The organism is Paragemmobacter straminiformis (genome assembly GCF_014243445.1).
In the GTDB taxonomy this organism is placed as follows: Bacteria; Pseudomonadota; Alphaproteobacteria; order Rhodobacterales; family Rhodobacteraceae; genus Paragemmobacter; species Paragemmobacter straminiformis.
Genome location: NZ_JACLQD010000009.1, coordinates 13899 through 28222, shown reverse-complemented (window position 1 = coordinate 28222; position 14324 = coordinate 13899). Strand labels below are relative to the sequence as shown.

The following is a 14324-nucleotide window of genomic DNA, read 5'->3' as shown; positions in this document are numbered from 1 at the left end:
AGTCACGCATCGCCGACGCCTTGGACCGATGCAACACATCGTTCACATCCTTGTCTCACGCAGAACGTCAATCCGTAGACGCATCAGTCGTATTCGAATGATGCCGACCGTCCGCTGTGGGCCGTGATCGACCTCAACGCCGAAACGGGCGGATAGCAGTCAGTCGATGTTACTTCGTTCTTACCGGATGCCAGGCCGTCACATCCCGGCAAATGGCTTGCCGTGCGGACTTGCGGCATCGAACATTTGGGCGGACAGCGCCAATTCCGGTGCGATCCTCCGCAAGCCATCCACCAGCATCCGGCCAGCATCCAGCAAAGCCTCCACTGGCATCGGGTCGAGCCGTTCCAGAACGAACCACATGTCCTGGCTCGCTTCGGTGATCTGCGTGCGTGGACCCTGTCGCCAGTTCCAGCGTCGGCAGGTGACGCCGTCGTCGTCACGCCAGATGACCTCGCCCACCTCAGGTGCTTCGATCACGGGCTGACCTTCGGCCATCGTATGGAAGGGCTCGTCACCGGTGGCGAGGCATAGGCGCGGTTGGCCGGCGTAGGTAGTGGCATCCTCTCCGCCAACGGGAATAGCGAAGCGTAGGCTGACGGAGTTGTAGAGGTCGACGACAGCGTTGAGCGGGCGCATCGCGCCATCCTTCACGGCGCGCTTGCGAAGGGCCTCGGCCGAGCACGGCGTTTTCTTCGGTTTCGCCCCAAAGGCGCGGTAGGCATCGCGCCAGGCGTCCAGATGAGCCTCGGCCCACGGAAAGGCGTCGAGGGACTGCACCGCCTCTTCCAGCAGGGCCTCGCTGAAGGCGTCGCTCGGGCCGTTGCGTCCTCCGCTCACATGGATGCTGAGAGCCATGAAGTCCGGACGCAGGGCGAAGATCTCGGCGTCGATTATGGGGTAGAGTGTCATGGGGTCCTCGGTCCGTTGGGCGGGAAACTTCGTCGCATGCGACGCGCTACGTGTCAATAAAGTGAACCGATATGGTCATTGACCGTGAACTTCAAAGGGAAGTATCACATCATAATGACCGATGCCGAACACACACCCAGCCTCACCCGCGCAGACGAACAGGAAGCGGCCCTCGCCGCCACGGTCGCTGCGCGTATCTTCGAGCTTCGCAAAGCGAAAAGCCTGTCCTTCGACGCCCTCTCCCAGAAGGCGGGCGTCGCCAAAGGCACGCTGGTCCAGATCGAACAGCAGCGCGGCAATCCGAGCATCTCGACGCTGTGCCGCCTTGCCGCGGCGCTTGATATTTCGGTGGCAGACCTCGTCGCACCGACCGAGGCAACCACCCAGGCCGTGACACTCCTCGGCCGTGACGATGCCCGGCAACTCTGGACGGGCTCATCCGGCGGCACCGCAACGCTGCTTGCGGGGACGCAAGGTCCCGACATGCTCGAGATCTGGGACTGGGTCTTGATGCCCGGCGAGAGCTTCGAGGCGGCGGTGCATGGGGCCGGAACGCGGGAGCTGATCCATGTGACCGACGGCACGCTGGCACTTACCGTGGATGGGGCGACCCATCTGGTCTCGGCGGGAGGATCGGCCATCGCGCTGACCGACAGGCCACACGCCTACGCCAACCCAGGCAAGGAGCCGTTGCGCTTCAAAATGACCGTCCACGAACCCGCTGCGGAGTAGCCCTCGATGTATCAACCCGAACAGCACCGCGAGGACCGTCTCGACGTCCAGCACGACCTGATCGAAACACACCCCTTCGGCCTGTTGGTCTCGCATGACAGCGAAGGCCTTCAGGCGAACGGCTTGCCGTTCCTGCTGCAACGCGCCACCGGACCGTTTGGCCGTTTGCAAGCCCATATTGCCCGCGCCAATCCGCAGTGGCGCGAGTTGGATGGGGCGGATGTGCTGGTCGTCTTTCAGGGCCCGCTGAATTACGTGACGCCCGCCTTCTACGAAACGAAGCGCGAAACGGGGAAGGTCGTGCCGACCTGGAACTATGCCATGGTTCAGGCGCGCGGCACGGCGCGGGTGCGGGCGGATAGCGCGTGGCTTGATAGCCAAATCGCCGCGCTGACCGACAGGCACGAGGCGGACAGGCCCAAACCGTGGCAGGTTTCCGACGCGCCGCGCCCCTATATCGAGGCGCAGTTGCGCGGGATCGTGGGGATCGAGATCGACATCAGGTGCCTCGAAGGCAAGTGGAAGGTCAGCCAGAACCGGCCCGAGGGAGACCGCAAGGGCGTGGCCGCAGGACTGGCCGAGGCACATCCGGAAATGGCGGCGCTCGTCCGGCGCTACGGCAAGATCGGAGACGGGGCATGAAGATCGAAACTATGGCCGTCCATGCCGGAGAGGCTGTGGACCCAACCACCCGCGCCTCGTCCCCGAACCTTGTCATGTCCGCGACCTTCCTGCCTCGCGAACTGACCGGCTTCTCGGCCTGGGACGAGGACGAGAGCGCCGGATACATCTACGCCCGTTCAGGCAATCCGACGGTGCGTCAGCTCGAAGAGAAACTCGCCGCGCTGGAAGGGGCCGAGGATGCGCGCTGCTTCGCTTCGGGCATCGCCGCGACCCATGCGGTCATCATGGGCCGTTTGAGCGCTGGCGATCACGCCATCTTTCCGGAAAACGCCTATTCCGGCACGGCAGAATTCATCCGCAACAGCCTGCCGCGCTTCGGCATCAAGACGAGCTTCGTAGACACGACCGATGCCGAAGCGGTCGCAGCCGCGATCACGCCCGCCACCCGCATGCTCTGGCTCGAGACGCCCTGCAACCCGACGCTCCAACTCGCAGACATCGCGCTTTTTGCCGATCTTGCCCATGCACGAGGTGTGCCCGATGTGGTGGTCGATGGCACCTTCACCTCGCCCATCGGCACGCGGCCCCTGTCGCTTGGCGCGGATTTCGTGGTGCATTCGCTGACCAAATATATCTCGGGCCATGGCGATGCGATGGGCGGCGCGGTGCTGGGCCGCAAGGCCGATCTCGATGCGCTGAACCTCGAAGCCGCGGTGCATTTCGGCGGGGTTCTCTCGCCCTTCAACGCATGGCTCATCATGCGCGGTGCCGAGACATTGCCGATCCGGATGCGCGCCCATCAGGACAATGCGATGGCGGTCGCCGAGTGGCTTGAAGCGCACCCCGCCGTGTCCCGCGTGTTCTACCCCGGCCTGCCCTCGCACCCCCAGCACGACCTTGCCCGCAGGCAGATGGCGAACTTTTCCGGCATGATTGCTTTCCAGACGCATCAAGACGGGGCCGAGATTGCCCGCAAGATGGTGAGCGACCTACAACACGTGCATTTCGCCGTCTCGCTCGGCCATCTCCGCAGCCTGATCTACTGGATCGGCACAGACGACATCCTGCAATCGACCTATCAGCACCCTCCCGAGGCCGAGGCGCGGTTCCGTGCGCTTACGGGGCGGGGCATCTTCCGCCTGTCGGTCGGGCTGGAACACCCCGACGACATCTGCGCCGATCTGGCCCGCTGCCTGTGACCGGAGCGCCGAAGATGACCGAAACTCTCCCCCCGGCCGACCGCAGCCGCCTGCGCCGTATGCATGACCTCGGCAGGTTCGACGTCGCCAACCATCCACGCCATCCTCGATGCCCAACCGCTCTGCACCGTGGCCTACGTCCGCGACGGCAAGCCCTACCTCACCCCGACGCTGCAATGGCGCGAGGGGGATCGGGTCTACTGGCACGGCTCCTCCGCCAGCCACGCCCTGCGCGCAGGGAAGGGGCAGGAGGTCTGCATGAACGTGACGCTCCTCGACGGCTTCGTCCTCGCCCGTTCCGGCTTCAATCATTCGGTCAACACACGATCCGTCACGCTCTTTGGTATCGCCGAGGTCGTGCCTGAGGACGAAAAAGCCGCTCACCTCACCGCTATGATCGAAGGCCTCTGGCCGGGCCGCAGCGCGCTCTTGCGTCCGATGTTGCCGCAGGAGGTGAAGGCGACAACGATCCTCTCGGTGCCCATCACCGAAGGCAGCGCCAAGATCCGATCTGGCCCGCCCGCGGACGAACCCGACGACTACGATCTGCCGATCTGGGCCGGTGTCTTGCCCGCATCTGTCTCGCTGGGCGCTCCCATCCCTGACCCAAGGATCAAGGATGGTGTCGATGCGCCGGACCACGTGAAGGGCGTTGCTCGCCTGGCCGGCCAAGCCTGATCCCGACAAGGCGGGTGACTTACCTGACCGTCCGCTTTGGGCCGAGAGCGACGAGACAGTTATAGAGGTTGGAAAGCGGACGGTCGGCGGGACGAAGGGCCAACAGGCCTTTCTAATACGGGACGCACACCACCAGATCGCCATGATTCCAACCGCAGCATGTGATCTCGCTGGCTAGACCCTCAGCGTGCTCCGTGGGCAGCGGCCGTGTGCCCAAACAAACGATGTCAGAGCCAGAAACCACTGAGCCCGCATTATGATCATGGCCAGACTACAGGGGCTCGACGCCAATGCACTGACGTTGCACCTCTATCCCTACAGACCGCCCAGCCACCCGATCAGGTTGCGGATCGCCTCTGATCGCGCAGCCTCGGCGCGAGCGACGGCGTAGAAACCGTATCCGGGCAAGCCTATCTCCGAAACGACAACCAGGCGATCGTCCGCCAAGGCATCGCGGGCAAGGACATCGCTGCAAATCGCAATCCCCTGTCCAGCAATTGCGGCCTCGATCGCATGGTCCTCCTCGCGGAACCGCCAGCGGATCGCGGACGTCAGGTCGGGCACTGCCAGCCCCTTCTGACGCGCCACGCGGCTCCAGTAGCGCCACATCGGCGGATCGATGGCCCAATCCGGCCACTCTGCTTCGATCAGCGGAAAGGTTGCGATCTGCTCGGGCGACAGGTCTCGCTGCTCTCCCACCAGTTTCGGGCTTGCCACGACGAGCAACCTATCGCGGCAGATCTCGCAAATCGCATCGGGCGGGGCCGTGCGCGCATAACGCAGCGCAAGATCAGCTTCCCCCTTAGCTAGATCGAGAACGGCATCGGTCCCGATTATGCTAAGCGGGATCGATGGGAAATCTCTATGCCAGCGGTCCAGCCGCGGCAGCAGACAAAGCGCAGCAAAAGCGTTCGTCGTCGTCACCCGCAGGACGCGGTTCTGCGGGCGCGAGACCAGTTGGACCGCTTCCCCGATCCGGTCAAACCCCTCGCGCAATCCGGGAAAAAGATCGGCCCCGGCTTCGGTCAAAGCCAAGGGACGGGGCAATCTGCGGAACAGGGGAGTCCCGACGTAATCCTCAAGGATCCGAATCTGATGGCTGATGGCCGTCGGCGTCAGGCCCAGTTCTTCTGCGGCGCGCTTGAAGCTCATATTGCGCGCCGCCGCATCAAAGGCGCGCAAGGCGGTCAGCGGAGGCAGATGTCGCATCGCCATCTCCGGTGAGGGTGAATCTTCTTCATCCTAACGTGAAGAATAGGATTTTGCACGCTTGGGCTGCATTCGACACGATGCGCCATGCCCAAGAGGGAGGCTGAAATGGATGCAATACCGCTGCAGACTGCAACAACCGCCAAGGCGTGTATTGAAGCGCTGGGTTCAGAAGTCATCCGCTTGCGCCCCCGCTTCGAGCGCGAGCGCCGGTTGCCTGACGAACTGTTCGCCGCAATGGTCCGCGCGGACCTGTTCCGCCTCTCCATCCCTCGCACCGTCGGCGGCGCGCAACTCGGTCTGCGCGACTGGTTCGGGGTGATGGAGGCAGCATCATCCCTTGACGCTTCGGTTGGTTGGGTCCTAGCGAACGTCACTATCGCGGGGCGCATGTCGGGTTTTCTTCCTCCTGAAACCGTGTCCGAATGGTTCTCGTCTCCCGACTGCGCCATTGCCGGATCGACTGCAGCCTTGGGCAAGGCCGTTCCCACGACAGGAGGCTATCTGGTCTCTGGCAAGTGGCCCTTCGCCAGCGGCATCCACGCCGCCCGCCGCGTAATGGGATTGTGCGAAATCCCGGCTATCGACGATCCTTATGCGCGGGTGGTCTGCGCTTTCATGCCGATTGAAGCCGTCCAACTCAACGACGACTGGCACACTTTGGGTCTTCGCGGCAGCGGCAGCGTCACCTTCGAGGCAGACGGCGTCTTCGTCCCAGAGTCGCATGTTGCGCCCTTCCTGCTGCACCGTCCTGTTATTGACGCCGACCCCTACCACCTGCCACATCTGTCGATATTCCCGCTCAGCGTGACCCTCGTGGCGCTCGGGATTACTCAGGCAGCCATCGCCGATTTCGCAGCCATGGCAGATCGGACGCGGGGCGGCACGGCAGCCAAACTGGCGGAACGCGAACTGGTGCAAACCGAATACGGGCGCTGCATCACGCTTCACAGATCAGCACGTTCCCTCGTCCTTGATGCGCTTGATGGCCTTGAAAGCGCCTTCGCCACGCCCGGCGAAAGGGCAATTCCGCGGGCCACATTTCGCGCAAGCCTCGCGCAGGCGGGCGAACTCTGCGAAACTGTCATGACGACATTGTGCAGACTTCTCGGCACAGCGTCCATCTCCGAGACCTCGTCCTTCGAACGCCGCGCTCGTGACCTGACCACCGCCACCCGGCACGTCGCCATGGGAACCCACAATCTCACCGTCCTCGGTCGATTGGCTCTCGGCCAGGATGCGGAGACGATCCGCTTCTGAAATCGGTGGAGGAGCAGGTCGGAAGTCTCAGGACCGGATCATCCAAAACGGATCCGTACACCACGACTACAAAGCGATCCTCAGGATTTCAGGCCGATTTCAGCCGGGTTTCATGACAGGAGGGGGCGACCTGCCCGAAAAGGGATGGGTCGCAATTGCCGGACATGAGCCCGCTAAGACCTACCCTTCACGTGCCGCCGCCGCACCTAGAATGTCCCAGGGATCCCTTTTTCACGGCACCCCCGCCGCAGACGACCTTGGCACCATAGGTGACCGTCACCAGCGTCTTTGGGAGGCGGCCAGTGAGGGGGGCTGCGCCGAAGGCTACCTTCTTACGCTGATGCCTTCAGTCGAACGTTCGGAACTGCCAGGGATCGACGCGCGCGGCTGGATCAGTAGGGTGCTCGGGTTCTGATATATTGATAGCCGCCCACAATCCGCTGTCTCTGGGCCATCTAGCGCCCCAGCCAGCTACTTACTTTGTTCGTGGCGTCAAACCTTCCAACAACTTAGCCGATGACGTAGACTTGGGTTTGCCCCAGGCGATGCCCCACAGCCATCACTCAAAGTGGTTCAATACGAAGCCGTCCTCTCCTCCGCTCTCTGTTTTGAGAGTATAAACCTCGCCGCAAACTCTCACTCAAGAATGTCCGGATCGTCGCCGTAGTTGAACGCGGTGCTGGAACGTCTTAACCTTTGTGTCGCAGGGTAAAGACGGCTGGAGTGCATGGAAAGCGGCGAGCAAAGCGAAGTCGAGGCCATACTTCAAAAGGTAGAACGAGAGCCATGGCGCGTTCAGGACAGCCGCGAAAAGCTAAACCGGGCACTGGGCCGAGCCAATCAAGCGCGACTGGGAGATGTCTTCTTCGATCATTACCGTCGCTCCAACAGCGGCGGCAAACGTTTGGAGGAAACGGACGCGTTGGACTGGACAAGGGCTGCCCACGTCATTTGTCCTGAGGTGATGCAGGCCAGACCGCCACCGGTGTGCCTCACGGATGACAGCCCCACCGCACTTGCCAGACCCGAATACCTAAGTTCGAAAAGCAAAGACTTCGTGGTCTGGGAGGGAACAGCAGGTCGCTACACGTTTCATTATGCTTACAATACACCATGGGTGATGCTTGAATCGGCCGCAGCACGGCCTGCCTTGCGGCGTATATCGGCACGCGGCGTCGACGCGATTAATCTGAAGGGCGGCTCGGAAATCTGCAAGAGAAAGCCGCCCCTTGTTCCCAGACTCGTCGTTGCGATCGACGAGTTCGCGGGAAACAACTACTGCCACTGGATCATGGACACCATTCCGCGCCTTGCCTCGATGCGGCAGGCGGGACTCGATACGGCTGAGTACAACTATGTGTTCAGCCGTAGGCTAGCCCCGTTCCAACTCAGAACCCTGGTCCTCCTCGGCATCAAGCCGCATCAATGCATCCAGATGGATGTGAACATGCAAGACGAGGTGGTTTCGATCGAGACCGATACGGTCGTATCCTTCTCGACAGTAGGAATGGACTTCAATCACGCCTTGAACAAAGGTCAGCCCGGCCTCTTGGAGATCGTAAAAGACGCGCTGAGCATTCCCGAGGTGAACCGCGACACGCCGAAAATGATTTTCGTCAACCGACGGGGCTCACGTCGCCTCGTGCCCGACGAAGCGGCCTCAAAGCTACTCGAACGGTATCAGTTCGCGGAATGTTTTCTCGAAGATTTCAGTTTTGACGAGCAGGTCCAAATGTTCCGAGGCGCCGACGCAGTGGTTGCGTCACACGGGGCTGGCCTTACAAACATCCTCTTCTGCCGCCCCGGAACAAAGGTGCTCGAGATCTTCCCGCAGCAATACTCCACCGGCGCTTTCGCGATCGCAGCGCATTCAAACAACCTGAGATACACCTGCGCTGTCGCTGAGCGATACGGCACCCACAAGGGTGGTCACATCCGCGACAATGACCATGTGCTCGACGGTCGCGTGCTGGACGAATGGCTCTCGCTCTAGGCCCTAAATTCGGTCGAACAGGTTGAGGCGATCAAGGTGAAGCCTCCCGCAGCCATCGTCTACTGGGCCATCCCTAGTTCCTCCGATAAAGCCAAGTCTGCTGCTTGAGATAGGCATACTGGATACGTACTGACATGCATCCTCCTTCTGGGGATTTCGCCCCAGTTCTGGTTGTTCTTCAGATTTTCTGATTGCCTGCTCAGGCTTGCTGGGAATGGTGAGATCCCAGACGCCCCACGACCCTGACTATCATCCCGATCTCAGGCGCATCGTACTCACCTGCTAGCGGCCCTGTCAGCGCCACTCTGGACTTGCCTGGAAAAAGTGGAGAGCACCAACTGAGGAACCAGGAGGTGTTCTATAGGAAATGGGAACAGGCCTACGCCGGAATTTCGGCGTGAAGCTGTGCGGCTGGCACTGACTAGTGGCCGGACGCGACGGGAGATCGCGGAGGATCTGGGCATTGGACTGTCGACACTGACGCGGTAGCTGAGAGATGAGCCTGATGCCAGCGAGCCGAGTGAGGCACCTGCTGATATCCATGCCGAGTTGAAGCGGTTGCGGCGGGAGAATGCGGTCCTAAAACAGGAGCGCGACATCTCAAAAAAGCCGCGGCCCTATTCGCGAAAGAGGGATTTGGCGGCTGAAGGCCACTGGTTCGAGAAAAGCCGCCATGGATAACCTTCGGCTTCATCGAAGCGGAGAAGGCCAGCTTCCCGATCAGCCGGATGTGCCACGTCCTCGGGGCCAGCCAGAGCGGCTTCTTCGCGTGGCAGGAACGACCTGCCTGTCGCCAGCAGCAGGACATGGTCTATCTGGCGCATATCCGGACGGCCTTCGCGCTATCGAACGGTACCCATAGCAGCCCGCGCATGCACCGCGACCTTGTCGACGATGGCCATGAGATCGGGCGGCATCGCACGGCACGCCTGATGCGCGAGAACCAGTTGATCGCGCGGCAGAAGCGGCGCTTCAAACGGACGACGGACAGTGAACATGCTTGGCCCATCGCCCCCAATCTGGTGGCGCAGGACTTTACGGCGGACGGCCCGGACCGGAAGTGGGGGGCGGACATCTCCTACATCTGGACGACAGAGGGCTGGCTTTACCTCGCCATCGTGCTGGACCTATTCTCGCGGTGCGTCGTCGGCTGCGCCACGAGTGACCGCCTGAAGCGCGATTTCGCGCTCGAAGCCCTGCGCCGTGCTCTGGTGGCTCGCAACCCTGCGCCGGGGCTGGTCCACCATTCCGACCGTGGATCGCAATACTGCTCTGTCGACTATCAGGCGCTGCTCCGCAGACATGGCATCCTGATCGCTATGAGCGGGCGCGGAAACTGCTACGACAACTCGATGGTGGAAGCGTTCTTCAAGACCATCAAGTCGGAGCTGATCTGGCCGGTCGCATGGCAATCCCGCCAGCAAGCCGAAAACGCCGTCGCCAGATACATTAACGGGCTCTATAACCCAGTCAGGCAGCATTCATCGCTCGGCTTCCAAAGCCCCATCGCCTTCGAGCGAATGGCCCGGGAAGTGAGCTAAACGCTCTTCACAAAAACCGGGCAAGTCCACTCCCAGTCAGGAAAGCTTAGCGGAAAACTCCAACCCCAAACGGTCTAGTTTGCGGGAATCAGATCAAACCTCGCTTTATGCTCTTATATTAGAAACCTCTGCGGCGGGGACATTGCGGTATCGGCGACTGCCTGCGCATCGAGGCAGAGTTCCCTGGCTTTCCGGGCGAGCATGAGGAGTGAATTGCGCTCTTCCTCCCAGAATTGTGGCATGCCGTCGCGGTAGGCCACGGCCAGCATTCCGAAACAGTGGCCCCGGTGACGCAATGGAGCCCAGACGATTGTATCGAAGCGGTCTTCGGATCCATTGCAGATCGATACGTCCCGATAGCTGGGATGTCCGTGCACCTCGAGCGCAAACCCGATCAGGGGTCGGGAAAAGTCGATCGGGTTTAGAACACGAGGTAACATCGGTTCGTTCATGCCGTCATTGGCGATGACTTGATGATGGTCAGTGTGTGACAAGCTGAGCCACGTGGCATCTGCACGGACAAGTTTCGTGGCTGCGGCGCAAACGCAGCTAAGGGCAAGCTGTGAGCCGGTAGACGGTCCGAGATTGAAATTCGTAATCATAATGCCTCCTGAAATTCTCCACTTTTATAACTTTGACGGACCCTTGGCATCGAACCTTTAGAATGCAATCCAATCGAAAGTTCGGCTGGTCAAAGTTTTTTCGCCGTCCAAATGCAGGTGCCTTTTCACGTCTTGCCACAGTCCTACGACTCCGCCTGCCCTCAGTTTATAGCGAGCACAACGAAAATGGTCTCAACGCCGGCCCAGTGGATCTTCGCCAGATAGTGAGGCGCGCAGTGGCGGCCCGATCCTTTGACCTGCCGAGCTTTGGGGCGATATCTGTAGCAGAATGAAGTATGGCCGGATCGAACCTCCCGGCGCTCTTCTCTCAGTTGTCCGGGTGGCGGCGGCACAACCCGAGGGATATGGCCTCGCCAATTGGATGCACGTGTGCAGTCTTGAAATGGGGCGATGCGCGACGCAGGATCTTCGCGCGAGGTGTCCGAAATGCAAAACTTCCCGCTGGATCTGCTGAGCTCTGTCATCGCTGTCTTTGCGGCCTTGCTTCTTTTGACGGCGGTAATGGTCAACTCAGCCTTTTGAGTCGTGCGATCGAAGTCTCGTACAAGTTGCGGGGCTATCAGCCATAACCTTCAACGTTTGTGCCGCCTGTTCAGTGCGGACCGTGCCTGGGCGCCAACTCGGCAGCGTAAAGGGAGTATTTGGCCGAGTTGCTGGATGAAGCACGAAGCGGCACAGCTATCGTGAGCGCTTCAGGAATGGTGGCTATCTATCTGACCGTTTAGGGCGCATGATGGGGGACGAAGCGATAGGGTGGGCTCAGTGGACAAACCTAAGGACCGCCCGCTGGAATGGGTCAATTCGCCGGCAGCGCTCAGCCTGAAGAATGACCTCTTGGCGGAATGGGGCCTTCCTCAGATCGCAGGAAGCCTCGCGTCACCGCCAATGCAACCCGGTGCACCAGAGCCCGATGGCAGTATCGAACCCGAAACGTGAGCGTCGGCTCACCTTGCCGAAATCGATGGCCGTCCATTCGAATTTTTCGCGGCTTTAGGCCGGTGACCTGCTAGTTCACGCCGTCGATGAACTCGAACTGTTAAAACCTTAATCAGTGGTCTGGTCGCGTGGAGTACTTTCTGGGGCCATGTGTGGCTGAGCGTCATGGCTTCTCGATGTGCAGCTCGTTGCGATCAAAGAACCGCAGTAGGCCTGGGGCAAACAGAACGGCAGATGCTTTGCCGCTTCTTCCGCTTCGGACGAGCAGTCGAAGCGCGCGCGAGACCGAACAACAATGAGGTCATTTCTGCCCCACCCATCGTCGCCGTAGAATGCTGCGCGCGGAACAAGTCCTGTGCCAGATCGCGCCCATTGCAATACTGCATACCAGCCACACTCGGCGATCGGGCTTTCATAAATCCAAACCCAGCTGAACACATTCTCCAGCATCGTATCACCTCCGGTTCAGACTTTTTGGAACCTAAGATCGGAACTTGTAGCGTCAGTAAAAGAAGTACCATTTCCCAGACGGTTACGTGTCGTAGCGGAGAGTTCGGCGTCATCCTCTTGTTGAAGGATTGACCTCAGGTTGCCATTCTGACGCCGGACCGTAACATGGCAATCCCGATTGAAAACCACGCCTTATGTATACATAATGACATACCTAAGTTTAGGATATCGATTTACCAAAGGCGGCAATGAGACTGCCTTCTGACGAATCTGCAGTTGGTGTTTGTGTATGACTCGGGCCGATCAAGCATGTGCCATGCTCGGCGATCGGAAACCGGTGCAGGCTTGCCCGTCAGTTGTCTTTGCGAGCAGGATCGACCGAGACCTTCCCTGTGTGCGGGTCAATCTTGACGCCGAGCCGCTCGAGTTCCTCGGACATCGCAAGTTGCGCTGCCCGCATTTGCAAACGAAGCATCTCTCGATCTTCGGTCACCTGATCAAAGTAATGCCCGACGTCGTTGGCGGCGCGCGTAAATGTTGGAGTTTTGCCGTCTTTTTCTTTGCTGGCCACGGACTCGACCGGTCTCTTTCCTGAATCGACATTCGTCGCCGCTCTTCGCCGCGGCACGAATTCTGAACAGACTACAAGCTTTTCCCCACCTTTAGTAAAGGGCATAGGTGGTCTACATACTAAAGATACATTTCAGAGGTGTTTTTCAGGTGTTTTTGATACCGCAAAGGTTGTAATCGCGGTGTACTGGCTGCCGGGACCGATGCATGACTGAAGAATCTGATGATGATGAGCTAGACAGCCGTGCGGCGATGCTTGCCAGCTTGAAGGATGACATTCGGGCTTTGATTGATCTGGCCGAAAACTCTCGTTCTGATATCCGAGATCACACCGGAGCCTCATTCTTGATCGCGCCGGATGTCGTCCCCGATGTTGTGCGATGTAGAATTTCGACTTATGTCGCGGCGGTGGCAGGCTTCTTTGGCTACAATGGGCGAAGAACGCGATAGGCAGACGGTCGCAATCGAGATCGCTCTGGTGACCGGAAGCTGATGGTTCGCGGCCATGTCGCCGCACTTCGTCCGCCTGGCATTCTGATTGTCAAAATGAGCATCATTGCCGTGCCGGGCTGTAGGGCGTATGTAGGGAAAGTTCGTACGAGTGAGAACGAGTTTTTACTGAGTTTGGGGGCAGATGTGCAAAGGCTCCGTTCTGCCCCGGTTTTGAAATCGGTGATCCATCCGAATGGTGACCTTTCTTTTTCCGTTTGCACAGATTACTCGCGGTCCCAATCGCGGCTTATTCGAAGCGCTTTGAGCTCAATGGTGCTCGCGCAGTTTGGGTCTGCGAGTTTCGGCAGCGGTGTGATGTGTTTCTGGGGAGCTGTCATATCGCTGCCGGAAGCATAACCTGACCTTCCCACTCGCTTCGCTCGCGCAACGGCGACAAACAGGTGCTTCCCAGTTCAACACTTGGGCGAGATCGGCGGTGGCTGGCGGGTCACGGGGGCGAGCTGTAGGACGACTTGCGCAAGGCCCTTTCCGAATTTGGGGTGAGCCTGTGGCATCTACCTTGGAATTCGGGTTGTTGAAAGCTCAAAGCAGCTCGAGGCACTTTGATCGGATGGGAACTGCCAATCCGACGATGCCCTGCTAGCGTTCGTATGCCATAAGCACGAGCGACACGATGCTCAAAAGAGCGATGCTGACGTGCATGGCGTGGATGGACCAGATGACGTTCATTTCAGGTTCTTCTCGGCATACTGATGCAAGATCGTGACGTTTCCGTTAGCCTGATCAATCGTCACGCCAAGTGCTTCCAGTTCGGCGGCGAAGACCTTCTGCTTCATGCGGCGATCACGGTCGACCATGTTCTGTTCGAACGCCGCCTGGTCGAAATAGTGCCCAATGTCGTCTCTCATGTGCGTGTCCGACTTCAGTTGGCTGGCTTGCTTCATTTCCGTTCCAGTGCAATCCGATGGCGTACATATACATCAGTTCGGGCCGAGTTGTATCGATGGATCTATCCGTTTTAGGCCAACCATCCTTACGCGGATGACTTTATACGAAAGTATGGGGCCACGGCCGGACCATGAATGGAGGCCACAAATTCGCTCCGGAACGGGCGCAACTGCGGCTGCGCTCCTTGCCCGGCACG

The 14324-nt window shown here is 59.9% G+C and carries 12 protein-coding genes and 1 pseudogene; 8 read left to right on the top strand and 5 right to left on the bottom strand.

Annotation, left to right across the window (positions count from 1 at the left end):
* Positions 1-198 precede the first annotated feature (198 nt).
* Positions 199-912: a B3/B4 domain-containing protein gene (locus H7F16_RS19160; RefSeq protein ID WP_185799252.1), complete on the bottom strand. Its 714-nt coding sequence runs from the start codon at positions 910-912 to the stop codon at positions 199-201.
* Positions 913-1026: 114 nt separating this feature from the next.
* On the opposite strand from H7F16_RS19160, the gene H7F16_RS19155 reads away from it, so the two are divergent.
* The 4 genes from H7F16_RS19155 to H7F16_RS19140 all read left to right on the top strand — a co-directional run bounded on the left by H7F16_RS19155 (position 1027) and on the right by H7F16_RS19140 (position 4145).
* Positions 1027-1644: an XRE family transcriptional regulator gene (locus H7F16_RS19155; protein ID WP_185799251.1), complete on the top strand. Its 618-nt coding sequence runs from the start codon at positions 1027-1029 to the stop codon at positions 1642-1644.
* A gap of 6 nt (positions 1645-1650) precedes the next feature.
* Positions 1651-2286, top strand: a complete 636-nt coding sequence (locus tag H7F16_RS19150) for an FMN-binding negative transcriptional regulator (protein WP_185799250.1) — start codon at positions 1651-1653, stop codon at positions 2284-2286.
* A complete protein-coding gene (locus H7F16_RS19145) occupies positions 2283-3467 on the top strand; it encodes a trans-sulfuration enzyme family protein (protein WP_185799249.1) in 1185 nt (394 codons plus the stop codon). The genes H7F16_RS19150 and H7F16_RS19145 overlap by 4 nt, the downstream gene beginning before the upstream one ends.
* A gap of 63 nt (positions 3468-3530) precedes the next feature.
* The gene (locus H7F16_RS19140; RefSeq protein WP_241741537.1) at positions 3531-4145 is read left to right on the top strand and encodes a pyridoxamine 5'-phosphate oxidase family protein; all 615 of its coding nucleotides are present in this window, start codon (positions 3531-3533) and stop codon (positions 4143-4145) included.
* Between the two features lie 315 nt (positions 4146-4460).
* Here H7F16_RS19140 and H7F16_RS19135 read toward each other — a convergent pair whose 3' ends face one another.
* Positions 4461-5354, bottom strand: a complete 894-nt coding sequence (locus tag H7F16_RS19135) for a LysR substrate-binding domain-containing protein (RefSeq protein ID WP_185799248.1) — start codon at positions 5352-5354, stop codon at positions 4461-4463.
* 108 nt (positions 5355-5462) lie between these two features.
* Between H7F16_RS19135 and H7F16_RS19130 the strand changes: the two genes are divergently transcribed.
* The 3 genes and pseudogenes from H7F16_RS19130 to H7F16_RS19120 all read left to right on the top strand — a co-directional run bounded on the left by H7F16_RS19130 (position 5463) and on the right by H7F16_RS19120 (position 10198).
* Positions 5463-6614, top strand: coding sequence for an acyl-CoA dehydrogenase family protein (locus tag H7F16_RS19130; protein WP_185799247.1), 1152 nt, complete (start codon positions 5463-5465; stop codon positions 6612-6614).
* 727 nt (positions 6615-7341) lie between these two features.
* A complete protein-coding gene (locus H7F16_RS19125; protein WP_185799246.1) occupies positions 7342-8607 on the top strand; it encodes a glycosyltransferase family 61 protein in 1266 nt (421 codons plus the stop codon).
* A 360-nt stretch (positions 8608-8967) separates the two neighbouring features.
* Positions 8968-10198 (top strand): annotated as a pseudogene (locus H7F16_RS19120) (IS3 family transposase).
* A gap of 63 nt (positions 10199-10261) precedes the next feature.
* Here H7F16_RS19120 and H7F16_RS19115 read toward each other — a convergent pair.
* Positions 10262-10750 carry a GAF domain-containing protein gene (locus H7F16_RS19115; RefSeq protein WP_185799245.1) on the bottom strand — a complete coding sequence of 163 codons (489 nt, stop codon included), beginning with the start codon at positions 10748-10750 and terminating at the stop codon, positions 10262-10264.
* A gap of 1759 nt (positions 10751-12509) precedes the next feature.
* Complete coding sequence (locus H7F16_RS19110; protein WP_185799244.1) at positions 12510-12728, bottom strand: hypothetical protein; 219 nt, start codon at positions 12726-12728, stop codon at positions 12510-12512.
* Between the two features lie 206 nt (positions 12729-12934).
* Between H7F16_RS19110 and H7F16_RS19105 the strand changes: the two genes are divergently transcribed.
* Positions 12935-13177, top strand: coding sequence for a hypothetical protein (locus H7F16_RS19105; protein WP_185799243.1), 243 nt, complete (start codon positions 12935-12937; stop codon positions 13175-13177).
* A gap of 728 nt (positions 13178-13905) precedes the next feature.
* On the opposite strand, the gene H7F16_RS19100 is transcribed toward H7F16_RS19105, so the two are convergent.
* On the bottom strand, positions 13906-14124 hold the full coding sequence (locus H7F16_RS19100; RefSeq protein ID WP_185799242.1) for a hypothetical protein: 219 nt from the start codon (positions 14122-14124) through the stop codon (positions 13906-13908).
* Positions 14125-14324: the final 200 nt, after the last annotated feature.

Excerpts from the sequence above, each read along its gene's own strand:
- H7F16_RS19160 (WP_185799252.1), bottom strand. The coding sequence starts at position 912 with ATGACACTCTACCCCATAATCGACGCCGAGATCTTCGCCCTGCGTCCG.
- H7F16_RS19155 (WP_185799251.1), top strand. The coding sequence starts at position 1,027 with ATGACCGATGCCGAACACACACCCAGCCTCACCCGCGCAGACGAACAG.
- H7F16_RS19150 (WP_185799250.1), top strand. The coding sequence starts at position 1,651 with ATGTATCAACCCGAACAGCACCGCGAGGACCGTCTCGACGTCCAGCAC.
- H7F16_RS19145 (WP_185799249.1), top strand. The coding sequence starts at position 2,283 with ATGAAGATCGAAACTATGGCCGTCCATGCCGGAGAGGCTGTGGACCCA.
- H7F16_RS19140 (WP_241741537.1), top strand. The coding sequence starts at position 3,531 with ATGACCTCGGCAGGTTCGACGTCGCCAACCATCCACGCCATCCTCGAT.
- H7F16_RS19135 (WP_185799248.1), bottom strand. The coding sequence starts at position 5,354 with ATGCGACATCTGCCTCCGCTGACCGCCTTGCGCGCCTTTGATGCGGCG.
- H7F16_RS19130 (WP_185799247.1), top strand. The coding sequence starts at position 5,463 with ATGGATGCAATACCGCTGCAGACTGCAACAACCGCCAAGGCGTGTATT.
- H7F16_RS19125 (WP_185799246.1), top strand. The coding sequence starts at position 7,342 with ATGGAAAGCGGCGAGCAAAGCGAAGTCGAGGCCATACTTCAAAAGGTA.
- H7F16_RS19115 (WP_185799245.1), bottom strand. The coding sequence starts at position 10,750 with ATGATTACGAATTTCAATCTCGGACCGTCTACCGGCTCACAGCTTGCC.
- H7F16_RS19105 (WP_185799243.1), top strand. The coding sequence starts at position 12,935 with ATGACTGAAGAATCTGATGATGATGAGCTAGACAGCCGTGCGGCGATG.
- H7F16_RS19100 (WP_185799242.1), bottom strand. The coding sequence starts at position 14,124 with ATGAAGCAAGCCAGCCAACTGAAGTCGGACACGCACATGAGAGACGAC.